The organism is Saccharopolyspora erythraea NRRL 2338, assembly GCF_000062885.1.
Taxonomy (GTDB): Bacteria; Actinomycetota; Actinomycetes; order Mycobacteriales; family Pseudonocardiaceae; genus Saccharopolyspora_D; species Saccharopolyspora_D erythraea.
Genome location: NC_009142.1, coordinates 5,051,062 through 5,073,452, shown reverse-complemented (window position 1 = coordinate 5,073,452; position 22,391 = coordinate 5,051,062). Strand labels below are relative to the sequence as shown.

Genomic DNA, 22,391 nt, shown 5'->3' with positions numbered 1-22,391 from the left:
CGTACTATGGGAGCGGGGTGTTATGCATGTCAATACCTGCACGGCAGATCGCGGGAGGAACGCATGCGGGATCCAGGTGCCCGGCCGGGCGTGCCGGGTGGCTCGCCGGGCCGGGCGAAACGTCCGACCATGTCCGACGTCGCCGCGCGCGTCGGGGTTTCCCAGGCCCTCGTGTCACTGGTGTTCCGCAACCAGCCCGGCGCCAGTGCCGAAACGCGCGAGCGCGTGTTCCAGGCCGCCGAGGAGCTCGGCTACCGCCCCGATGCCGCAGCCCAGCTCCTGCGCCGCACCCGCAGCCGGCAGTTGGGCGTCCTGTTCACCATGCGCCACCCGCACGACGTGGACATCGTCGAAGCGGTCTACCCCGCGGCCAGGAAGCACGGCTACAACGTCGTGCTCAGCGCCATGGTCGCCACCCGCGGCGAGCGTCAGGCCGTGGAGGAGCTGCTCGCGCTGCGCAGCGAGGCGATCATCATCATCGGCACCGAGTCCAGCGCCCACGAACTGGCCGCGGTCGCCGGCCAGACACCCGTCGTGGAGATCAACCCGACCGCGCGAGCCGCCGGCGTGGACGTCGTCCGGACCGCCGACGGCAATGGGGTGCGCCAGGCGGTCGACCACCTCGCCGAACTCGGGCACCGCGCCATCGCCCACCTCGACGGTGGTGTCATGCCGGGTGCCGGTGAGCGGCGGCGCGGCTACCGTGCCGCCATGCGCCGTCACGGACTCGCCGAGCACATCCAGATCCATTCCGGCGACTACACCGAGGAGTCCGGAGCCCAGGCGGCCAGGGAACTGCTCGCGCACGACGAGCTCCCCACCGCGGTCATCGCCGGCAACGACCGCAGTGCCCACGGCCTGCTCACCACGCTCCTGCGCGCCGGCGTCCGCGTGCCCGAGGACGTCTCCATCGTCGGCTATGACGACAGCCAGCTCGCACGCCTGTCGTTCATCGACCTGACCTCCGTGCGCCAGGACGCAGCCGAAGTGGCCGAGCTCGCCGTCCAGGCGGCCGTTGAACGACTCGACGACGGACGCACCGCCGACCGCGACATCGTCCTCAACCCCACCCTTGTCGTGCGGGGAAGCACCGGGCCGCCGCGCGCTTCGTGAAGCTAGTCGCGTTGGGCTCCGTCCGGCCAGATGATGGTGACGGGTGTGCCGCGTTCGCGGGCGGCGGCGACCACGTCGGCGCTGCCGCCGTAGCCGCGCGCGGGTTCTCCGTCCCAGACCGCGAACAGCCTGTCGGCCATCTCAAGCATCTTGATGCTGGCGGCCATGTGCGCTTCCGAGGTGGAGTCGGGGAAGTCGAGCCGGACGACGTCCGAGGCGCGGCTGAACAGGTCGTCGTACTCAGCGTGGTGCTCTTCGGGCAGCTTGTCGCGGTAGTTGGTTGCCGGAACGATGACGACCAGCGAGCCGCCGCGGTCGAGCACCGCCCGGGCGAAGAGTGCGTCCGCGCCGTCGGCGAGGCAGCTCAAGCCGACCAGGAAGTCCTCGTCATACTGCCCGAGGTCTGCGTAGAGCGCCCAGCTCACCAGCGCGGTCGTCGACGGTGCCAGTCCTCGGTGGCCTGTCACGGCAAGTCGGCTCACCATTGCTCCTCGTCGTTGAGCCCGATCAATCGACGTGCCTCGTCCTGCTGCCGGCCGGAAGGCGCCAGCGTGGGGGGATTGTGATGGTACCTCCCACGGGACTTAGGGGTCCTTTCAGATTGCGTGTGTGGGGAGCTTGGCGGCGAGGATCATGCAGTGGGTGAGTTGGAGGAAGCCGTCGTGGATGTCGTCGCGGGTTTCCCAGCGGATCCGTAGGCGGCGTGGTCCGTGCAGCCAGGCGATCGCGGCTTCGACCACCCACCGCAGCTTGCCGAGGCCGGAACCGTGGTCGTCACCTCGGCGAGCGATCCGGGGTGTGATGCCCCGGGCCCGCAGCTTGTCTCGGTAGACGTCGTGGTCGTAGGCCCGGTCTGCGTAGAGGCGGCGGGGTTTGCGGCGGGGCCGACCCGGCCGTCCGCGCACCGGTGGGATCGCCTCCACCAGCGGCACCAGCTGGGTCACATCGTTGCGGTTGCTGCCGGTCAGCACCACCCGCAACGGGGTTCCACAGGCATCGGTGATGACGTGGTGCTTCGAGCCCGGCCGACCACGGTCAACCGGACTCGGACCGACTTTTGGGCAACCACGTCCCCGTTTGGCCTGGATCTGGGAGGAATCCACGACCGCTCGGGAGAAGTCCAACTGATCGGCCGCTCGCAGGCGATCCAGCAGCACCCGCTGCAACTGCTCCCATACTCCGGCCTGCTGCCACTCGGCCAACCGCCGCCAGCACGTCGACCCCGAGCCGAATCCCAACTCCTGCGGCAGAAACTCCCACTGGATGCCGGTGTAGAGCACGAACAAGATGCCCTGCAGAGTCTTGCGATCGTCGATCCGACGCCGACCCGGATACCGAAACCGACGCTCGTGCCGGGGCAGCAACGGCTCGATCAACGCCCACAACTCGTCGCTGACCTCCCACGGCCTCGGGCGAGCCATCCCACGCTCCCAACGATCGAAACGTGATCAACTCCAGCCACCACCATGCCAGACCAAGATCATTATGCAAGGACCCCTTAATCCGAAGTTGTCGTCGCGGTCAGGGGGCCGAATCACGAGTCGCGTCAGGGGCCGAAGCGCGAGCTGCGGACGACGCCGCAGCGGAGTGGGAAGTCGCATTCCATTTGATCAGAGGAGCGGTATGAGAGTTGTCGTCGTCGGGAGAAGCGGGCACATCGGCACTTTCCTCATCCCGCGGCTGGTTCGCGCGGGCCATGAGGTTTTCAACATCAGCCGGGGAAATCGGGCCGCTATGTCGACTCGCTTGAATGGCAGCACGTGCAGCAGGTGGTGGCGGATCGTCAGCAGGAGGACGCCGAGGGCGTTTTCGGCGACAGGGTGGCGGGGCTGCGTCCGGATGTCGTCGTCGACTTGGTGTGCTTCACCCTCGAGTCCGCTGTCGCTCTCGTGGAACGACTTCGCGGAGAGGTAGGCCACCTGCTGCACTGCGGTTCCTTGTGGCGTTACGGGCCGAGTAACAGCCTGCCCATCGCGGAGGGGACGGGGACGGAACCGTTCGGTGATTACGGCATCCAGAAGGACCGAATCGCGCGGATGCTGAAGGACGAGACCGCCGGCGGCGGTGTGGTGACGACGTCGCTGCACCCCGGGCACATCGTCGGTCCGGGATGGGCCCCGATCGGACCGACCGGCAACTACGACCCCGCTGTCTGGCGCACGCTGTCGGCCGGGCAGCCACTGCGGATCCCCGGGCTCGGTGTCGAGCTCATGCACCACGTTCACGCCGATGATGTGGCCCAGGCTTTCGAGAGGGCGATCGCGCATCGTGACATGGCAGGTGGGGAGGACTTCAACGTCGTCGCCCCCACGGCCCTGAACGTTCGCGGGTTCGCGCACGAAGCAGCGAGCTGGTTCGGGCAGGAGGCTTCGCTGGAGAGCGTGTCGTGGGAGCAATTCCGCGCGACCACGACCGACGAGCACGCGCAGGTGAGCTGGGAACACCTCTACCGCAGTCACTGCCTCACGATCGAGAAAGCCAAGTCGCTACTCGGGTATTCGCCCACGTACGAGCCCGGGCCCGCCGTGCTCGAGTCCGTTCGCTGGCTCATCGAACACGACCAGCTCGAGGTGGATCGGCCTCTCGCCGTGTAGTTCGGAGTGACGGTGAAGTCGCCGTGGCCATGCCGCGTCCCTTCATCCCCGGGCAGACCCGGTGACTTGCGTCGCCGGCAGAATTGTTTGTCCGGCGGGGAAGCCACGCCCACTGAGCCTGATCCCGCACCACGCTCCGGCACGACGTCCCGGGTCAGCCTGATGGCCTGAACGGGTTGCCGACGGACGCCGCCGGTGCTCAGCAGGCGTCGCAGCACCCGTCGCTGTCCGGACGGCTACTGGGCTTGCCCACAATGGACGGTTGCTGGTCGTGGGGCGGCGCCACTGGCGTGGTGCCGGGCAGCGGCCGGGTGCGGGCGGCGCGGATGGCGTTGCCGATGACGAGGACTTCGGCGAGTTCGTGCACGAACACGACGGTGGCCAGGCCCAGGACGCCGGCGGCGGCCAGGGGGATCAGCACGGCGATGATCGCCATCGAGAGCCCGATGTTCTGCAGCATCACGGCGCGCGCATGGCGGGCGTGGGCGAGGACTTGCGGGAGGTGGCGCAGGTCTTCGCCCATCAGCGCGACGTCGGCCGTCTCGATCGCGACGTCGGTGCCCATGGCGCCCATGGCGATGCCGACGTCGGCGGTGGCCAGGGCGGGTGCGTCGTTGATGCCGTCGCCGACCATGGCGATCTTGCGGCCGTTGCTCAGCCTCTCGAGCAGTCCGGCCTTGTCTTCGGGGAGCAGCTCCGCGTGGACGGTGTCGATCCCGGCCTGCCGCGCCAGTGCGGTGGCGGTGCGGGTGTTGTCGCCGGTGAGCATCGCCGTGCTGATTCCCAGTGCGCGCAGCCGGCGGATGGTTTCGGGTGCTTCGTCGCGGAGTTCGTCGCGGACCGCGACCGCTCCGAGCACGGTGCTGTCGCGTTCGACGAGCACGACAGTGGCGCCTTGCTGCTGCCAGCGGGTGACGTCGTCGGTGAGCGGCCCGGGGTCGATCCAGCCGGGCTTGCCGAGCCGCAGCGCAACGCCTTCGAGGTGTCCGCGGAGTCCGTGGCCGGGCACGGCGGTGACCTCGTCGGCGGGGGCGGGGGAGTCGGTGGCCGACAGGATCGCCCGGGACAGCGGGTGTTCGCTGCGCGCTTCCAGCGCGGCGGCGATGCGCAGCACCTCGGCGTCGGTGGTGCCGTCGGCCGCGATGGTGGCCACGACCTGCGGCTCGTTGCGGGTGAGGGTGCCGGTCTTGTCCACCGCCACGGTGCTGACGCGTCCGAGCTCTTCCAGCGCCGCCCCGCCCTTGACCAGCGCGCCGGTGCGGCTGGCCGCGCCGACCGCCGCGACGACCGTCAGCGGGACGGAGATCGCCAGCGCGCAGGGGGAGGCGGCCACGAGCACGACGAGCGCGCGTTCGATCCAGACCAGCGGCTCGCCCAGGACCGGCCCGAGCGCGGCGATCAGGACAGCGAGCACCATGATGCCGGGCACCAGCGGGCGCGCGATGCGGTCGGCGAGCCGCTGCCCGCGGCCCTTGCGGTCCTGGGCCTCCTCGACGATGTGCACGATCCGCGCCAGCGAGGAATCCGAGGCCGGTGCGGTCACCTCGACCTCGACGGCGCCGCCGCCGTTGATCGCACCGGCGTGCACGGTCTCGCCGGGACCGGCCTCGACCGGGACGGATTCACCGGTGATCGCCGAGAGGTCGAGGCTGGTGCGGCCCGAGCGGATCACGCCGTCGGTGGCGGCACGCTCACCAGGGCGCAGCACCATCAGGTCGCCCACCGCGAGGAAGTCTGGGGAGACCTGCTGTTCGGCTCCGTCACGTAGGACCGTGGCGGTGGGCGGGACCAGAGCCAGCAGCGCCCGGAGTCCGCGCCGGGTGCGGGCGATCGCGTAGTGCTCCATCCCTTCGGCGATGGAGAACAGCACTCCGAGCAGGGCCGCCTCGGCGAACTGGCCGAGCGCCACCGCGCCCACGGCCGCGATGGTCATCAACGTGCCGACACCGACCCGGCGACGCAGCAGGTTGCGCAACGCGCCCGGAACGAACGTCGCGGCGCCGGCCACGGCGGCGGCCAGCTCGAAACCGACACCGGCCAGTTCGGCGCCCGCCAGCCCGATCAGCCACCCCGCGGTGAGCAGCACGGCCGCCACGGCGGCCAGGCGCAGCTCGCGAACCTGCCACAACCGCTCCGCGCTCTGCTCACCGCGGCTGTGTTCCTGCGATGGACCGGCTTCGGCGGGGCCGCAGCACTCAGCGCTCATCGGCTCAGCCCTCCCGGCCCGGATCGGCGGTAGCCGCATCCGCGGACAGGCCGAGCACAGCGGCCGTCAGCGCGCGCCCCTGCTCGGTCAGCTCGTACATCACCAGCTTCCCGTCCCTGCGGGAGGTCACGAGCCCTGCGGCCTTGAGCTGCCGCAGGTGGTGCGACACCAGGTTCTTGGCGTGGCCCACGACCCAGGACACGTCGCAGACGCACTGCTCACCGCCGGTGTGCAGGGCGGCGGCGACGGTCAGGCGTGTCGGGTCGCCCAGGGCGCGCGCCGCTGCCGCCGCCGGTTCCACGACCGCGAGCCCAGGCAGGCCGGTCCTGATCTCCTCGGCGTGGGGGAGGTCGAGGCACAGCAGGTCGCAGCCGTCGTCACGTTCCACAGTCACATCAACATACTAACGCTCATTGAACTGTTAGGTCACGGAGCTCAGCGCTGTGGTCAACGCCAGCGGTTGCAGCCCCCACCCGCCTACGAGGGGCTGCGGGCTGCGATCGAAGCCGAACTCAAGCGCTGAGCCGGCGGTCCGGGTGAAGGCGTGACGGCCGCAGCGGTCACAGCGGCCCAGAGGTGTCCGCTGTGGACTGGTGGTTCATGCGCCCTCGGCGAGCGTCACGGCGCGGCACGCCAGGTGCAGCGCGAGACGTTCGTCGCGGTGCTTGAGGTCCACCGAGAGCAGGCGCTCGATCCGCTCGATGCGCGGCGCGATCGTGTTGCGGTGCACGCCCAGCACCGCGGCGGTCTCGGCGATCGACGACTCCGAGTCCAGATACGCCATCAGCGTGCGCACCAGGTCGCCCGGCTGGTCGCGCAGCGGGCCGATCAGCGCGCGGGCCGCTGGCTCGAAGGTGTCGGTGCGGGTCCACTCCAGCAGCAGCTGCGCCATGCCGAGCTGGTCGACGTGCAGGAACCGGCCCGACTCCGGGCGGGTCAGGGCCATCCGGGCGGCGTCGGTCGCCTCGGCGATGGTGTCCGCCAGGCCGTCGGCGTGGGGATGCGGCCGGCCGACGCCCATGTGCGCGTCCATGGTGCGCTGCAAGTCGCGGTGCGCGTCGCGGAGCTGGGCGGCCAGCGTGCGCACCTCTTCGGAGGTCGGCTCCTGGTCGAAGGTGAACCAGGCGGTCCAGCCGTCACCGTGCTCCACGACGACGGCGTCGCTGCCTCCCACCCGCAGCGCCCGCCGGGCCTCCTGGCCGCGGGCCACGGTGTCGACACCGGACTGGGTGCCGATGCGGACGCCGACGTGCCAGCCGCCGAGCCGCCAGCCCGCGTCCGCGGCGCGCCGGCGCAGGTCGGCGGTGGGTTCGGTGTCGTGCCGCAGGATGTCGCTCAGCAGCGCGGCGCGGGACCGGGCGTCGCGCTCGAGCCGCACGCGGTTCGCCAGCAGCCACCGCTGCACCGTGCCCGCGGCCACCGCGAGCGCGGGCGGCATCGCCGCGGCCCGCGCGGTGCCCGTGCCGCGCAGCTCGGTGGCCAGCCACAACGTCGGCCGCGGGGTGTCGGGCATCCGCACCGGGTGAGCGAACAGCACGCCGCCGTCGAAGGCGATCCGCTGCGGCACCGGTTCGTCCACCCGCACCTCGTCGGTCGCCATGAGGTCCCCCGAGAGCGGGACGCCGAGGTCGTCGAGCAGCGCGACGGGCGCGGCGAACACCTCGCGCAGCGCGGCGACCACGTCCTCCGGGGGGCGGACCTGGTCGCCGACCGCGTCGTGGATGGCCATCAGCAGGTTCGCGCGATCGAGCCCTGGAGCGGCCAGCAACAGCCGGGCCGCGATCAGCAGGTCGAGCGACGGCACCTCGGCGACCAGCAGCGGTACGCCGAGGCGGTCGCCGAGCAGGCGCGTGCCGGCCAGCACTCCGGTGTCCGGGAGCAGGACGCCGACTCCACTGCCGTCGGCGACCTGGCGCAGCAGGGCGTCGATGCGCCAGTCGCCCGCGGAGACCGGCTCCACGACGACCGCGAGCTCGCCGGGCTCGATCGAGCGCTCCGCTCGCATCGGCCGCACCGCGCGGACCGCCGAGTCGAGCTTGTCGGCCCCGGCCAGCACCCGCACGGACTCCCGCCACTCCGGCAGGGCCAGCAGGTCGCGCACGCTGCTCATCGTGTCCCCTCCAGCAGGATCGGGTCGCAGTCGATGCCGAAGGCCCTCGGCGCCAGGAGCGGCAACCTCCGCGGGTCGGTCCAGAAGCCGGGTGCGGGCAGTTGCAGGACCGCCACGTCGGCGCCGGCGCGGATGGTGTCGCACGGGATCGGCACGCACGTCCGGCGGTCCAGCACGGCCAGGAGGTCCGGTGTGGACGCCACCGGGTCGCCGTCGTGCATCGCCAGGAGATACTCGTTCTCCATCTCCAGTCTCAGCAACGATCCGGTGCGGTGGTCCCGGACGGTCGCACTGCCGCGGCCGAAACCGGCGCGGCCGTGTTCGCCGGGTCCGGGGCGCCGGGAGACCTCCACGACGCGGCCCAGGCCGAGCACCCGGCCACCCGTGGCGGCGGCGAGCGCGTCGCCTTCCGGGCATTCCCCGATGGCGAGCGCTCGCTCGCCCAGCGCGAGCGCGGCGCCGACCGTGCCGACGATCGCGCACTCCGGCAGCTCCCGCGCCGGGATGGGCGCCAGCGCCAGCGCCGCCCAGCCGCCGGCGGAGGAGAGCACGGAGCGGGCGGTTCGTTCGACTTCGACCGAGGACGCCTCGGCGATGACGAGGGTCTGGCCGCTGGAGGCGAGCGCGGCCGGGGCGAGGCCGTTGCCCGCGGCGGCCACCGAGAACTGGTCCAGGCGCGGCAGGGCCCGGCCGCACAGGTCCGCGTCGACGAGGGGAAGTTCGAGGTCGAGCGCCGCGACCAGCGGCATGATCCCGTTCAGGCCACCGACCTCGATGGAGACGAGCGCGTCGATGGAGGCCCTGGTCCAGTGCTCGATCGCGCGGACGGCGGCGCGGATCTCGTTGCCGACGGGCAGTTTCTCGGAGAACACCGGGGTCGCTCCCATCACTCCGACCGGCACCACCAGTGCGTCGGCGGGCAGGTCGGAGACCGGGGTGAGCACCGCGCCGGGCTGGGTGGTGAGCTGTTCCCGCAGCAGCGCGGCGGCGGTGACCGTGTCACCACCGCCGCCGGAGCCCAGTAGTGACACGCCGCGTTCCAATGCGGTCACGTCCGGTAACCCGATGCGCATGCCGGACAGCCTGCCGCATCCGTCGCGGCCGGCGCCGCGGGGTTGCCAATTCGAGGCCGTTTCACGACTCCGCGGTGGTCAGGGCCTCCACTGGCCGGAATTCGTGCCGGAGGCCGAAGGCCGCGGGCCCGAAGACCGCCAGGGCCTGCGGGGTGCGCATCAGCTCCGGGGTGGAGATGCCGACCACCGTGACGCGCTGGCCGTAGCGCAGGGACTCGGTGGTGATCGGCTCGGCCTGTTCGGACTCCAGCACGCACACCAGATCCGGCACGAGGCACCGCACCTCGCCGTCCACGAGTGCCACCAGGTGCTCGTTCTGGAACACCAGATCCAGCTCGTGCCGCCCGTCGAAGGACTTCGCCGTGGCGCGGCCGCGGGCGAACCCGGCTTCGGTGCGCCGTTCGACGTCGGAGATCTTGCCGCGGAACAGCACCCGCAGGTGCTGGTACAGACTCCCGGCCAGCACCTCACCGAGGTGGGCGATCGGATCGTCCTGGCGTTCCCGCGCCTCGCGCAGCGCCCTGCCGACGGTGTGCGCGAGCGTGAGGGTGCGCGGGACGGCGGTGCGCTTGACCTCCGCGCCGCGCATCGAGTACTCGGCGATGTGCGCGACACCGCCGAGCCGGATGGTGATGCCGCGCGCCAGCCATTCCATGCGCTTGTTGTCCGCACCGGTGTCGATGACCGACGTCTCGCCGCGCTCTCCGGCGACCGCCATCGGCGAACCGGTCACCCCGTAGACGCCGAAGGTCTCCATCTGCAGTTCCGGGAACGCCCGGCCCATCCCGTCGGCGTCGACCACCGGCAGGCCGCTGCGCGCGGCCACGACCAGCGGGATCATCGAGTTGATGCCCCCGCACTCGATCGGCATGGTCGCCGCCGCCCGCGTCCCGAGGTGCCGTTCCAGCGCGCGCAGAGCCGTCAGCGCCTCGTCGCCGCTCGGGATCTTCTCGAACACCACGGTCGGCGCGCCCATCTGCGCGGTCGGGATGACCAGTGCCTCGTCGTCGACCTCGGCCGGGTCGAGGACGGTGACCGGCCCGCACTCGCGGATCGCCTGCCGCACCAGCAGCCGCCCGACGTACGGGTCGCCACCGCCTCCGGTGCCCAGCACCGCGGCGCCGCGGGCGAGGTCCTCCAGATGTTCCTCGGTCAGCAACCAGCTCACTGCGCCATCCTCACTGGGTCACCCGCACCGGATCGATGTCGTAGCCGAAGTAGCGCGGCCCCGCGACCTCCAGTCCGGCCGGGCTGTGCCAGCGCGGGTCGGCGGGTGCGGCGATGACCGCGACCCGCTGGCCGTAGCGCAGGGACTCGGTGGTCACCGCTTCGCCGGCGTCGTAGTCCAGGACGCAGATCAGGTCGGGTACGGACGCGAGCACGGTGCCGTCCCGTTCGGCGACGAGGTGCTCGTTCTGGAACCGCAGCAGCGGGGTCGCCGCCCCCGCCGGTGCCCAGGATCGCCGCGCCCAGCGCGATGTCGCCGAGGTCGTCCGGAGTGATCTCGCGCATCAGCGGCCCAGTTGCAGGTCGCCGACGGCTTTGGCGCGGATCCGGGTCGCGTTGCCCGGCAGGTAGGGGATCGGCACCTCGTCGAAGTCGACGATCTCCACGGTCGACGGGGACGCCCCGGCGGCCACCGCGCGGTCCAGCGCCTCCTGCTTGGCCTCGTCGACCACGGTGTCCCGCTGTCCCGGCTCGATCGCGTAGACGCGGTCGACCTCGCCGCCGATCTGCGCGATCGCCGCCCCGATCGCGTTGGCCACCGCGTAGTGCTCCGGGCGCCGCACGTCCCCGGGCTCGAACATCTCGTCGGGCAGCAGCATGGAACCGCCGCCGACGGCGACGACCGGCAACGGCTCGGCCGAGGTGCGCATCCGCTCGACGGCGTCGGTGGCGTCCGCGGCGATGCGCTCCATCGCGGCGCGGACCAGCGCGGGTTCGAGGTGGCCGACCCGGTCCGCGTCGCCGATCTCGGCGCGCCCGGCGGCGACCGCGATGTCGGTCGCGGTCAGCGTGTCGCCGCCGAACACCAACGCCCTCGACGTCAGCTGGTAGCCCACCGACTCCGGCCCGACCGCCACCCCGGCCGGCTCGCCCAGCACGAGGCTGCCGCCGCCGATGCCGATCGAGAGCACGTCGGGCATCCGGAAGTTCGTGCGGATACCCGCGACGCTGACCGCGGTCGTCGCCTCCCGGGGGAAGCCCTGGTTCAGCACGCCCACGTCGCTGGTGGTGCCGCCGACGTCGACCACCGCGCAGGTGTCCAAACCGGACAGGACCGCCGCACCGCGCATCGAGTTGGTCGGCCCGGAGGCGAAGGTGGCCACGGGGTAGCGGCGGGCGAAGTCGACGTCCATGAGCGTGCCGTCGTTCTGGCTGAGGTACAGCGGGGCGGTGATGCCCGCGCCGGTGACCGACTTGGCCAGGCCGTCCACGATGCCGGCGGCCAGCTCCCGCAGGGCCGCGTTGATGATCGTGGCGTTCTCCCGCTCCAGCAGCCCGATCCGGCCGATCTCGTGGGACAGCGAGATCGCCACGTCCGGCAGCTCGGCGGCGATGATCTCCGCCGCGCGCTGCTCGAACTCGTGGTTCACCGGGGAGAACACAGAGGTGATCGCGACGCTGCGGGTCCCGGCGCGGCCCATGTCGTCGGCGGCCTTGCGCAGCTCGTCCTCGTCGAGGTCGGAGATGTGCCTGCCGTCGAACTCGTGCCCGCCGTGGCACAGGTAGCTGCGCCCGGCCACCGCGTCGACCAGGCGCTCCGGCCAGCTCACCATCGGCGGCAGCGAACGGCCGGCGGGCAGGCTGAGCCGCACCGCCGCGGTCGGCGCGAGCCGCCGGGCCTCGACCAGGGCGTTGATGAAGTGGGTCGTACCGATCATCACGGCCTGCACCTGGGCCGGGTCGAACGCGTGCTGGTGCTGCAGTCCGTCGATCGCGGACACGATGCCGGAGGTCACGTCCTCCGTGGTGCTCACCTTCACCGCTGCCAACACGTGGGCCCCGTCGAGCAGGACCGCGTCGGTGTTGGTTCCCCCGACGTCGATGCCGATACGCACTTGTGGTCTCCCCTTGTCTCGATCAGGTGGTCCGGGCCAGGTCGGTGGCCGACGGCTTGCCCCCGACGCCGTGGACCAGCCCCAGCTTCCCGGCGACCGCGTAGAGCACGAACGCGAGCAGCAGCGAGTTCAGGCTCGGCAGCCCGATTCCGACGAGCCCGCCGACCAGGGCGGAGACCACCCAGATCACCAGCGTCGCGGGAACCCAGTTCGGTGCCTCTTCGGGCACGGTGCCGCGCGACCGGGACTCGTCGAGCTCGCGGCGCCAGCGCCGCACCACGAAGTACTCGGCGACCATGATTCCGCCGATGGGCGGGAACACCACGCCGAGCACGGTGAGGAACCCGCTGAACTGCTCCAGGATTCCGGCCGCGGCCAGCGCGCTGCCGATGACGCCGAACACCGCCGTGGCCACGCCCCGGTTGAGCTGCTTGCCGAACACCGTGCCGACGAAGTTCACCAGGCCCAGCCCCGACGAGTACAGGTTCCAGTCGTTGACCTTCACGGTGCCGAGCAGGATCACCAGGATCCCGACCCAGCCCACCGACGAGGTGATGATCGCGGTGACGTCGTCGGTACCGGCTGCATGCGCCAGCAGCACCCCGGACAGCCCGATGACGTACTCGCCGAGCGTGATGCCGATCAGCGTCTGCTTGACCACGTCGGAGGTGCTGCGGTTGAACCGCGTCATGTCAGGTGTGATCAGCGCGCCGACCATGAACCCGCCCGCGACGAGCGTTGTGCCCTCCAGCAGCGAAAGCCGCGGGCCGGGCGGCGCCGAGGCCATCAGCGCGCCGAGGTCGTGGCGCAGCAGTTCGGAGCCGACCGACCAGGCGATCAGCACCAGGAACGCGGGCACCGTCAGGTAGGCGGTCCAGGCCATCGACCGGAAGCCGCGCAGCACGATCGCGGTCACCAGCAGGCCGAACGCCAGCGACCACACCCACTCGGGCAGCCCTCCGACCAGCGTCACGAGCCCGCGTGCCGACACCGCGGACTGGATGCCGAACCAGCCGATCAGGCTGATCGCGATGGCCAGGCCGATCAGCGCCGATCCCGCCCGGCCGAACCCGGTCCAGCGGGCGAGCATCGAGGTCGACAGGCCCTCGCGGACGCCGATCACCCCGACGAGGATCGCGACGAGCTCCAGGACCACCGCGCCGAGCGTCAGCGCCAGCAACGCCTGCCAGAAGTCCATGCCGAAACCGAGGGTGGCGCCGAGCAGGAACTGGCTGAGCGCCGAGACCTGGCCGAACCGCTGCACGGCGACCGACCACCACGAGTAGCGGGCGCGGTCCGGGACTCGGGTCAGCGCGTAGTCGTCGACACCGACCGACGAAGCCATGACTTGTCCCCTCTCGGCCGGGGCTGTGCGGTCACCGCACACCGTAAGGGCTTGATCACTTCATGTCAGTGGTCGGACTGCACACCCGGACCGTCGCCGACGTGCACGCTGCATAGGCGGGACGATGTGCGCGCCCGACTCGCCGATGCGCTCGCGTGGTGTGGACGATTGCGCGTGTATGACCAGCGCACCGGAGTCCGCCCGCAGCGACGACCGCGGACTCGACCGTCGGTCGCGCACGGCCATCCGAGGCCGAAGTCCGTTCGAGCGCGGGCGTTGTCAGGGTTTGCGGGCGACGGCGCCGAGGAACTGGTGGTGCATCAGGTCCAGCGACGGCGACGGGTCGGCAGGGTCGGGACGCCAGTCGGCCAGCGGCACCACGCCGGGTTGGAGGACGTCGAAGCCGGCGAGCAAGTCGAGGATCTCCGCGCGCGAGCGCCAGCGCCCGGTCCCGAGGGCGTCGCTCAACAGCTTCTCGCTGGTCTCGGCCTGGCTGGCGACTTCCGGGTCGGCCTGCGCGGGGTTGTGGAAGTGCGAAAGCGCGAGGTGGCTGCCGGACGGGAGGGCGCGGCGCAGGGTGGCGGTGACGCCCGCCGGGTCGTCCTCGTCGCGCACGTGGTGCAGGACGGCGAACAGCAGGATTCCCACGGGTTCGTCGAAGTCGATGAACCGGTGGACCTCCGGGTCGCCCACGATCTCCTCGAGGCGCACGACATCGGCGTGGACGGCCGTTGTGGTGGCGTCGTCGGCCAGCAGCGCGCGGCTGTGGGCGACGACCATGGGGTCGTTGTCGACGTAGACGACGCGGGCGCCCGGATCGAAGGAGTGCGCGATCTCGTGCACGTTGCCCCGCGCCGGCAGCCCCGCGCCGAGGTCGATGAACTGCCGGATCCCGGCGTCGGCGACCAGGTGGCGCACTGCTCGCCGCACGAAGGCCCGGTTGGCCAGCGCCGCCCGCCCGGCGTCCGGGGCGACGGCCAGGAACTGCTGGGCCACCTCGCGGTCGACGGCGTAATGGTCCTTGCCGCCGAGGAGGAAGTCGTACACGCGCGCCGCGCTCGGTGCGAGGAAGCAGGTCTTCGCCGAAATCACCACATGAGACCTTCCGCAGCAAGCGAGCGCCGCACCCCGGCTGCTCACACCATCGCGCCGGGACCGGCGATGGGTGTGGCGCGTAGGGCGCTACCGATGCGCAGCGTAGGGGCTGATCACTCCGCTGTCACCGGTCTCATTGCACAGCGGCGCCACCCGCGCCGTGCGCCTCGCACAGTCGCTTCGCGGCGAGACCGACGCACCGCACCGCGGGGAACCTCCACCTGCACGCGCGGTTGATCAGGGGCGCTGCGTGTATCACGTAGTGGCACCCCGTCGGGACGGCCGCGTCCGGGCTCCCCGGTGTCTCCGGCTATTCGCGGAACCCGCGCCGGTAGGCGGTGGGTGAGACACCGATGGTTCTGTTGAAGTGGCGGCGAAGGGTGGCCGCGGTACCGAGACCCACGCGCTCGGCGATCTGGTCGATGCCGGCATCGGTCGTTTCGAGAAGTTCCTGGGCCCGGCGCATTCGTTGGGCCAGCAGCCATCGCAGGGGGCTGGTTCCGGTCGCGGACAGGAACTGGCGGCCGAGGTTGCGGGGGCTCGTGTTCGCTTGACGGGCGAGGTCGGCGACGGTCAGCGGCTCGTGGAGGTGGTCCATCGCCCAGTCCAGCAGCGCGCTGAGCCCACGTCCGTCGCGGGCCGGTAGCGGGTTGGCGATGAACTGCGCCTGACCGCCTTCGCGATGCGGGGAGACCACGAGCCGTCGTGCCAGGGCGTTGGCGACCGCCGCGCCGTGGTCGGCCCGGACCAGGTGCAGGCAGAGGTCGATTCCGGCGGCCTGCCCGGCGGAGGTGAGCACGTCCCCGTCGTCGATGTAGAGCACGCTCGGGTCGACATCGACGCGGGGGTACCGCTCGGCCAGACGCTCGGCGTACATCCAGTGGCTGGTGGCCCGCCGCCCGTCGAGCAGGCCCGCGGCGGCCAGCACGAAGGCGCCGGTGCAGATGGAGGCGACACGCGCCCCTCGCCCGTGCGCGACCTGCACGGCCTCGACCAGGTCGGCGGGTGCGGCCTCGATGGCTTCGTCGCAGGCGGGCACGACGACGGTGTCGGCAGCCGCCAACTCGTCCAGTCCGTGCCGCGTCTCGGCGCGGAACCAGGTTCCCACCGGCGCACCGGACGCGGCGCAGACGGTCAACTCGTACCAGCTCTGGGCCGCGTGCGGCTTCGGTGCGCCGAAGACCGCGCACGGGATGGCGATTTCGAACAGCGACATCCCCTCGGTGATGGCCAGTGCGACCGATGCCATGTCCGGAATTGTACGCATGTTGGCGTTCCAGCCACTGTCCGTTGGCACCTGGTCGTCGCCACCATTGGCTGCCATGACAGGACAGCTCCCGACCGCGGATGACATTTTCCGACGGCAAGGCAGGACGGCGGACGGCCCGGGCCCGCGGGAGTGGCCGGCGGTCGGTCTGGCCCTGGCGGCAGTCGGCTGGGGTGCGAACCAGTTCGCCCCGATGCTGCTGGTGTACCGGGCGGAACTGGGGGTGTCCGAGGCGACGGTCCAGGCCACCTACGGTCTCTACGCTGCCGGACTGATCCCCGGGTTGTTGCTGGGCGGTCCTTTCTCGGACCGGTACGGCCGCCGCCGGGTACTGGCACCGGCGTTGACGATTTCCGTGCTCGCCAGCCTGTTGCTGATGGCAGGCGGGATCGGCGTCGAGTGGTTGTTCGTCGGGCGGTTGGTCGCCGGTGTGGCCAGCGGCGCCGCCTTCAGCTCCGGTACGGCCTGGATCAAGGAACTGTCCCCGGTCGGCCCCGAGCGCGGCTCCGGAGCCCGGCGCGCGACGGTGGCGATGACCGCGGGTTTCGCCTCGGGCCCGCTCATCGCCGGGCTCCTTGCTCAATGGGGACCATCGCCCACTCTCGTCTCGTACGTGCCGCACGTGGTCCTGACGCTCGCTTCCCTTCCGCTCGTGCTGCGCACGCGCGAAACCCGCTCACCGCGTCCGGACGCAACGCTGTGGGAGCCGCTGCGGCTGCCTGTGGCGAGCCGTCGCCGGTTCCGCAACGTCGTGGTGCCGCTCGCGCCGTGGGTGTTCGGCGCTTCCTCGATCGCGTTGGCCTACCTGCCCGGGCTCGTGCGGGACAGCCTCGGCGACAGCGGGCTGGTGTTCAGCGCGGTGGTCACCGCGCTGACGATGCTGGCGGGAATCGCGGTGCAACCGCTGGCCCGGCGCGTGAACCGTCGGGGCGGAAGTCCCTCGCTCGCAACGGCTTCGGCTCTTGTGGTGGCGGGCCTGCTCCTCAGTGCGGGGGCCGCCGAGACCTCGCGACCGCTGCTGGTCACCGTGGCGGCGCTCGTGCTCGGCGCGGGTTACGGATGTTGCCTGGTGTGCGGCCTCACCGAGGTGCAGGCCATGGCGCGGGCCGACAACCTGGCCCGGCTGACGGCGATCTTCCAGTCGCTCGCCTACCTCGGCTTCGCAGCCCCCTACCTGCTCGCCGTGATCGAGCGGGTTCTGCCGGCGCCATGGCTCCTTCTGGCCGCAGCGTTCGTCGCCGGCCTCGCACTGGCGTGGACGACGTTCCGCGCCGCATCGGCAGGAGCCCAATGATGTCCGCTCGATCGGCGACCGAGGTTTCGCGTGAACCGGGCCTGGCGCGGTGATCGCCCTGGCACGATGGGTGGGTGGCCGATCCCGACGGCGGTAGCTTCCACCAGGTGCTCTGGGCCCGCCAGCGTGCCGACTTCGTGGGCCGGGAGCAGGAGCTCGACCACTTCCGCCGCAACCTGGCCTTGCCGGCGACCGAGCGCAAGTACGTCTTCGCGGTGCACGGGCACGGCGGCATCGGCAAGACCTACCTGTTGCGGCAGTTGAGCGACATCGCACGGGAGTCAGGCGCGCTGGCCGCGCTGATCGACGACCCACGCGCGGATCCGGTCGAGCTGATGTCGGCCATCGCCGCCGAACTGGAGCAGCAGGGCGGACAGGCTCGCGGTTTCACCAAGCGCTACGAGGAGTACCAGCAGCGCCGCAACGAGGTCCTCAACGACCAGCAGGCTCCGAGCGGCGCGAGGAAGCTCCTCGGCGTCGCCACGATGCGGGTCTTGGTCGGCTCCATGCGCACGGTTCCCGGGCTCAGCCTGATCGCGGATGCCGTGACGCCGGAGGAAGTCGCGGGCTGGATGGATCAGTCGCGGGAGTTCTTCGCCCAGAAGTTCAGCAGGCGCGAGGACGTCGACCTGTTGCTGTCGCCGGTCGACGAGCTGAGCAAGCTGCTGGTCCGGGACCTGCGCCGGCTCACCCAGCACTGCCAGGTGGTGCTGCTGTTCGACAACTTCGAGACGATCGCGCGCCCCGCCGAACCATGGCTCCTCGACCTGCTGGCGGGGCGGTTCGGCCACCTGCCGACCGGGTTCGCGTTGGTGCTGGCCGGGCAGCAGCCGTTGAACCCCAACTGGTGGGGCATGTACTCCGCGGTCGCGGTGACGTGGCCGCTGGCGCCGTTCACCCCGGAGGAGACGCGGGAACTGCTGCGGCGCAAGGGAATCACCGGCCCGGAAACCGCGAGGCTGATCCTGGCGCTGTCCGGCGGTCTGCCGAATCTCGTCGTAGCGCTGGCCGACGGCTACCAGGTGGAGGGCGAGCTCAGGGATCCCAGTGCGATCGCGGTGGAAAGGTTCATGAAGCTGGAACCGAACCCGTGGCGACGCGCCGACACCCTGCTGGCCGCGTTGCCGCGCAGGCTCGACGAGGATGTGCTGGCCGTGCTCAAACCCGGTCGGCAGAGCGGGTTCTTCGAGTGGCTGCGCCGATTGCCGTTCGTCGTGGAAACCTACGGTCACCTGCGTTTCCAGCGTGCGGTGCGGGTCCCGATGGTGCGTTACAAGAGCGGACGGTCGCCGGACGAGTTCACCGATCTGCATCGGAGGCTGTTCGCGCACTACTGCAATCGTCGTCGGCGGCTGGGGCTGTCCGATCAGGACGGGTGGTCCGACGACCAGTGGCGGCAACTGCTGTTGGAGGAGACCTACCACCGGTTGTGCGCCGACCCGCGACAGGAGCTGCACCGAGCGCTCGTGGTGGGTGCCGACGCGTGCGAGCACGGTGCGGACGTCGTTCGGGGCTGGTTGGACGTGCTCGGCGAGGCGGGCCGCGACAGCGGTGATGACGCGCTCGCCACGTGTGCCCGCGAGCTGGCGGATGCGGAACCGGGCGAGCTTCGCGCACGCATCAACACCAGGCTCGGATCAAGTGTCGAGCACCAGGAGATCGGCGGGAGTACTGGTGTTCCCGTGCAGGGGAGTCCTGGAACCGCGGACACCGGGCAACCGCGACCTGGTGATGAACAGGACTGCGGACGCCCAGGACAGCGAACCGGCCTTGGGTCGGGAGCAACTGCTGGTGGCGGCTTCGACCCTGGTGCGGGTGCGGGTGGCCGTGCGGGAGCGGGCGCGATGGGCGCCGGTGCCAGGCCACGACTCGGTGAGGACGAGGAAGAACGCGAGCGTCCCACTTACCTGGTTGAGGCCGAGGACATCTGGTTGGAGCTGCCGAAGACCGCTCCGCCGGTGTTGGGCGAGTGACTGCCGCCGAACGCGGACCGCGGCGCTACTCGCGGACCACCACGACGGGGCAGGTGGCGTGGTGGACGCAGTACTGGCCGACGGACCCGAGCATCGCTTCGGTGAACCCGCCGTGACCGCGGTTGCCCACCACCAGCAGATCGGGATCGGCGACCGCGCTGAGCAACGCGCGAGCCGGATGGTCGCGCACGACGCGCTGCTGCACGTTCACGGGTACCTCGCCGACGATTTCGCCGACCAGTTCGGACAGGGCGTTGGTGAGCAGGCGCTCGTAGTCGGCTCCAGCAGCGATCCGGTCGCTGTAAACGGTGGAGGTGTTCCACGCCGTCAACGCCACGACGCTGCCACCGGCCAGGCGGGCGTGCCACGCGGCCCAGCGCAGGGCCGCTTTGGACGACGGGGACCCGTCGACCCCGACGACGACCACGTACTGCTTGTCAGCGCTGGTCACCCTGGCACTCCCGTTTCGGCCGGCCCGGCACAGGACGTGGCTCCACGGTGGCGGACCGGTCGTCTGGTCGCAGCATGGAGTGGCGGAAGCCGCGGGTATGCCGCGGGTGGTCGGCGGCGGTACCCGCGGACCGGACGGGTGGGGCGACGTGCCGGCGAGGGGGACGCGATGGCTCCGGGCGAGACGATGGCGGCGTGGGTGGTGGAGGCTCCCGCACCGGTGGAGCGCGGACCGCTCAGTCCGAGGGACCTCCCGCTACCGCGGGCCGCGGATGACGAACTGCTGGTGCGGGTGTCGGTGTGCGGGGTCTGCCGCACGGACCTGCACGTCGCCGAAGGTGATCTTCCGCCGCACAGGCCGGCGGTGGTCCCCGGCCACGAGGTGGTCGGGCGCGTGGTGGCGTGCGGTGCGGCGACGACGGGGTTCGGCGAGGGAGACCGCGTCGGCATCGCCTGGTTGCGCCGCACCTGCCAACGGTGCGTGTACTGCCGCAGGGGCCGGGAGAACCTGTGCCCGAACTCCCGCTACACCGGGTGGGACGCTGACGGCGGCTACGCCGAGTACACCACCGTGCCCGCCGATTACGCCTACCACCTGCCGGAGGGCTACTCCGATGAGGAGTCCGCGCCGTTGCTGTGCGCGGGGCTGATCGGCTATCGGGCGTGGTTGCGGGCCCGGCTCCCCGAGGGCGGCAGCCTGGGCATCTACGGCTTCGGTGCCAGCGCGCATCTGACCGCCCAGGTCGCCATGGCCAGCGGTGCGACGGTGCATGTGCTGACGCGTTCGGCGCAGGCGCGGGAGCTGGCGCTCGAACTGGGCGCGGCCTCGGCGGGCGGGGCGGGCGACCGTCCGCCGGAGCCGCTGGACTCGGCGGTGCTGTTCGCGCCGGTCGGAGAGCTCGTGCCCGTCGCGCTGGAGGCGCTGGACCGGGGCGGGACCCTGGCGATCGCGGGCATCCACCTCACCGACGTGCCGCCGCTGAACTACCAGCGGCACCTGTTCCTCGAACGGAACCTGTGCAGCGTCACCGCCAACACGCGCCAGGACGGTCAGGAGTTCCTGCGGTTCGCCGCGCGCCACCGGATGCGGGTCACCACGACCCCCTACCCGTTCGCGGCGGCCGACCGGGCGCTGGACGACCTCGCCCACGACCGGGTGAACGGCGCGGCGGTCATCAGGGTCGCCGCCTGAGTCCCGGTGGGGCACGCTGGGGTCGGCTACGCAGCTCGCCCGAGGGGGTGGGGAGGATGAGCTCGTTTCCCTCCGCGTTGGGACTGTCCCCGCAGCAGACCGAGGACGTGGTCCGGATGGCCGCTGCCGCGCCGTCGCTGCACAACAGCCAGCCGTGGCGGTTCCGGCTCTCGCGGCATTCGATCGAGCTGCACGGCGACCCGCGTCGGCGACTCCCCGCGGCCGATCCGGCCGACCGCGAACTGCGGCTGGCCTGTGGTGCCGCGCTGATGAACCTGCGGCTGGCCCTCGCGCATGCCGGCGTCCGGCCGGTGGTGACGCTGCTGCCGCGCCTGGCGGGTCCGTCGGCGCTGGCCGAGGTCCGCGTCCAGGGCCACGGGGCGGCCGCGCCCGCCGACGAGATGCTCTACCGGGCTATCCCGGCGCGGCGCAGCAACCGGCGCCCGTTCATGGACACCGCCGTGCCCGCGGGCCATCGCCACCAGCTGGAAAAGGCGGTGCACGACGAGCACTGCCGATTGCACGTGATCGGAAGGCATGAGCGCAGTGGGCTGGAACGGCTGGTTCAGCGTGCTCACCGGGAGCAGATGAACGATCCGGCCTTCCGTGAGGAGCTGGCCCGCTGGACCGGAGTACGGCAAGGGGCGGCCGAAGGCGTCCCGGCGGCGAGCGCGGGACCGGAGCCCGAACCGCAGGACCAATGGGTGGTGCGCGACTTCTCCGGCGGGCAGGCGCGGCAGCGGGTACCCGGCAAGGACTTCGAGGACGAACCGCTGCTGGTGGTGCTGTGCTCGTACCGGGCGGGCAAGATCGCGGACCTGGAAGCGGGGCAGGCGTTGCAGCGGATGCTGCTGACGGCGACGTCGCTGGGCCTGTCGACCTCGTTGCTGTCCCAGGTGGTGGAGGTCGATCAGGCTCACGCGGAGTTGCGGCGGCTGCTGGGGGAAGGACTGTGGCCGCAGGCGGTGGTGCGCGTCGGCTACGGCTCGCCGATGCCGCGCACGCCGCGGCGTGAGCCGTGGGAACTGGTGATGGATGCCGGTTCGCCGGTCAACAGCCCGGACTGACCTGCACGAACGCGACCGTTGTCGGTGCTGTGCCGGAGTGGGCCCTCCCGGTTGTGGGTTCACCGCGCTTCGCGGACGACGGCCACCGGGCAGCGGGCGTGGTGCAGGACGCCGCTGGCGACCGAGCCGCGGAGCAGCTCCGCCTCGGTCAGGCCACCGCGTCCGCGGTTGCCCACGACGAGCAGGTCGGCGCCCTTGTCGCGCGCGGCGTCGAGCAGGGCCCTGGCCGGGTGGGCCTGGGCGACCTCCTTGCTGACGGACACGGAGGTCTGGCCGCCCACCTTGTTGATCACTTCGTCGAGGTAGCGGGCGGTGGTCGCGGCGAAGTCCTCCAGGCCGGGTACTTCCCAGTTGTAGATCAGCGGCGTGTCCCAGGCCATCAGCGCGGTGACGGAGCCGCGGGTGAGGCCGGCGTGCCACAGCGCCCAGCGCAGCGCTTCCTTGGAGGCTGGTGAGCCGTCAATGCCGACCACGATCGTGTAGACGCGTTCCTCGGTCGTGGTCACCTCCGGTGGTGTGCATCAAGGATGCGACGCGCGTCAGCAGCACG

The 22,391-nt window shown here is 71.4% G+C and carries 20 protein-coding genes; 6 read left to right on the top strand and 14 right to left on the bottom strand.

Features of this window, described 5'->3' with window-relative positions; translation table 11 throughout:
* Positions 1–63 precede the first annotated feature (63 nt).
* Positions 64–1,113: a LacI family DNA-binding transcriptional regulator gene (locus SACE_RS21990; protein WP_231849724.1), complete on the top strand. Its 1,050-nt coding sequence runs from the start codon at positions 64–66 to the stop codon at positions 1,111–1,113.
* A gap of 2 nt (positions 1,114–1,115) precedes the next feature.
* Here SACE_RS21990 and SACE_RS21985 read toward each other — a convergent pair whose 3' ends face one another.
* Together SACE_RS21985 and SACE_RS21980 are read right to left on the bottom strand one after the other, a co-directional pair.
* A complete protein-coding gene (locus SACE_RS21985) occupies positions 1,116–1,580 on the bottom strand; it encodes a hypothetical protein (protein ID WP_011874378.1) in 465 nt (154 codons plus the stop codon).
* A 129-nt stretch (positions 1,581–1,709) separates the two neighbouring features.
* Entirely contained in the window at positions 1,710–2,534 is an 825-nt protein-coding gene (locus SACE_RS21980) for an IS5 family transposase (RefSeq protein WP_011873634.1), read from the bottom strand.
* A gap of 339 nt (positions 2,535–2,873) precedes the next feature.
* On the opposite strand from SACE_RS21980, the gene SACE_RS35930 reads away from it, so the two are divergent.
* Positions 2,874–3,707, top strand: coding sequence for an NAD-dependent epimerase/dehydratase family protein (locus SACE_RS35930; protein WP_231849723.1), 834 nt, complete (start codon positions 2,874–2,876; stop codon positions 3,705–3,707).
* A gap of 199 nt (positions 3,708–3,906) precedes the next feature.
* Here SACE_RS35930 and SACE_RS21970 read toward each other — a convergent pair whose 3' ends face one another.
* From SACE_RS21970 to SACE_RS21925, 10 genes are all read right to left on the bottom strand, one after another.
* Positions 3,907–5,913 carry a heavy metal translocating P-type ATPase gene (locus SACE_RS21970; RefSeq protein ID WP_009950651.1) on the bottom strand — a complete coding sequence of 669 codons (2,007 nt, stop codon included), beginning with the start codon at positions 5,911–5,913 and terminating at the stop codon, positions 3,907–3,909.
* A gap of 4 nt (positions 5,914–5,917) precedes the next feature.
* A complete protein-coding gene (locus tag SACE_RS21965) occupies positions 5,918–6,307 on the bottom strand; it encodes an ArsR/SmtB family transcription factor (protein WP_011874377.1) in 390 nt (129 codons plus the stop codon).
* A 204-nt stretch (positions 6,308–6,511) separates the two neighbouring features.
* Entirely contained in the window at positions 6,512–8,023 is a 1,512-nt protein-coding gene (locus SACE_RS21960) for a PucR family transcriptional regulator (protein WP_009950655.1), read from the bottom strand.
* Positions 8,020–9,096 (bottom strand): DUF917 domain-containing protein, encoded by a 1,077-nt coding sequence (locus SACE_RS21955; RefSeq protein WP_029622113.1) that lies wholly within the window; start codon positions 9,094–9,096, stop codon positions 8,020–8,022. The genes SACE_RS21960 and SACE_RS21955 overlap by 4 nt, the downstream gene beginning before the upstream one ends.
* A gap of 61 nt (positions 9,097–9,157) precedes the next feature.
* Positions 9,158–10,264: a DUF917 domain-containing protein gene (locus SACE_RS21950; RefSeq protein WP_009950657.1), complete on the bottom strand. Its 1,107-nt coding sequence runs from the start codon at positions 10,262–10,264 to the stop codon at positions 9,158–9,160.
* Positions 10,265–10,274: 10 nt separating this feature from the next.
* Positions 10,275–10,523, bottom strand: a complete 249-nt coding sequence (locus SACE_RS21945) for an S-methyl thiohydantoin desulfurase domain-containing protein (protein ID WP_081468406.1) — start codon at positions 10,521–10,523, stop codon at positions 10,275–10,277.
* Positions 10,524–10,607: 84 nt separating this feature from the next.
* On the bottom strand, positions 10,608–12,158 hold the full coding sequence (locus tag SACE_RS21940) for a hydantoinase/oxoprolinase N-terminal domain-containing protein (RefSeq protein WP_009950659.1): 1,551 nt from the start codon (positions 12,156–12,158) through the stop codon (positions 10,608–10,610).
* Positions 12,159–12,180: 22 nt separating this feature from the next.
* On the bottom strand, positions 12,181–13,503 hold the full coding sequence (locus SACE_RS21935) for a purine-cytosine permease family protein (RefSeq protein WP_009950661.1): 1,323 nt from the start codon (positions 13,501–13,503) through the stop codon (positions 12,181–12,183).
* A 279-nt stretch (positions 13,504–13,782) separates the two neighbouring features.
* Positions 13,783–14,595, bottom strand: coding sequence for an SAM-dependent methyltransferase (locus SACE_RS21930; protein ID WP_011874376.1), 813 nt, complete (start codon positions 14,593–14,595; stop codon positions 13,783–13,785).
* 313 nt (positions 14,596–14,908) lie between these two features.
* Positions 14,909–15,847, bottom strand: coding sequence for a helix-turn-helix domain-containing protein (locus SACE_RS21925; RefSeq protein ID WP_009950663.1), 939 nt, complete (start codon positions 15,845–15,847; stop codon positions 14,909–14,911).
* Between SACE_RS21925 and SACE_RS21920 the strand changes: the two genes are divergently transcribed.
* Both SACE_RS21920 and SACE_RS21915 read left to right on the top strand, forming a co-directional pair.
* Complete coding sequence (locus tag SACE_RS21920) at positions 15,792–17,159, top strand: MFS transporter (protein WP_231849722.1); 1,368 nt, start codon at positions 15,792–15,794, stop codon at positions 17,157–17,159. The genes SACE_RS21925 and SACE_RS21920 overlap by 56 nt on opposite strands.
* A 74-nt stretch (positions 17,160–17,233) precedes the next feature.
* Positions 17,234–19,132: an ATP-binding protein gene (locus SACE_RS21915; protein ID WP_009950665.1), complete on the top strand. Its 1,899-nt coding sequence runs from the start codon at positions 17,234–17,236 to the stop codon at positions 19,130–19,132.
* A 25-nt stretch (positions 19,133–19,157) separates the two neighbouring features.
* Here SACE_RS21915 and SACE_RS21910 read toward each other — a convergent pair whose 3' ends face one another.
* Complete coding sequence (locus SACE_RS21910; RefSeq protein ID WP_009950666.1) at positions 19,158–19,583, bottom strand: universal stress protein; 426 nt, start codon at positions 19,581–19,583, stop codon at positions 19,158–19,160.
* Between the two features lie 186 nt (positions 19,584–19,769).
* Here SACE_RS21910 and SACE_RS21905 point away from each other — a divergent pair, with 186 nt between their 5' ends.
* Together SACE_RS21905 and SACE_RS21900 are read left to right on the top strand one after the other, a co-directional pair.
* Positions 19,770–20,774 (top strand): zinc-binding alcohol dehydrogenase family protein, encoded by a 1,005-nt coding sequence (locus SACE_RS21905; RefSeq protein ID WP_193755443.1) that lies wholly within the window; start codon positions 19,770–19,772, stop codon positions 20,772–20,774.
* 56 nt (positions 20,775–20,830) lie between these two features.
* On the top strand, positions 20,831–21,841 hold the full coding sequence (locus SACE_RS21900) for an Acg family FMN-binding oxidoreductase (protein WP_011874373.1): 1,011 nt from the start codon (positions 20,831–20,833) through the stop codon (positions 21,839–21,841).
* A gap of 59 nt (positions 21,842–21,900) precedes the next feature.
* Here SACE_RS21900 and SACE_RS21895 read toward each other — a convergent pair whose 3' ends face one another.
* A complete protein-coding gene (locus SACE_RS21895; RefSeq protein WP_011874372.1) occupies positions 21,901–22,347 on the bottom strand; it encodes a universal stress protein in 447 nt (148 codons plus the stop codon).
* Positions 22,348–22,391 lie beyond the last annotated feature (44 nt).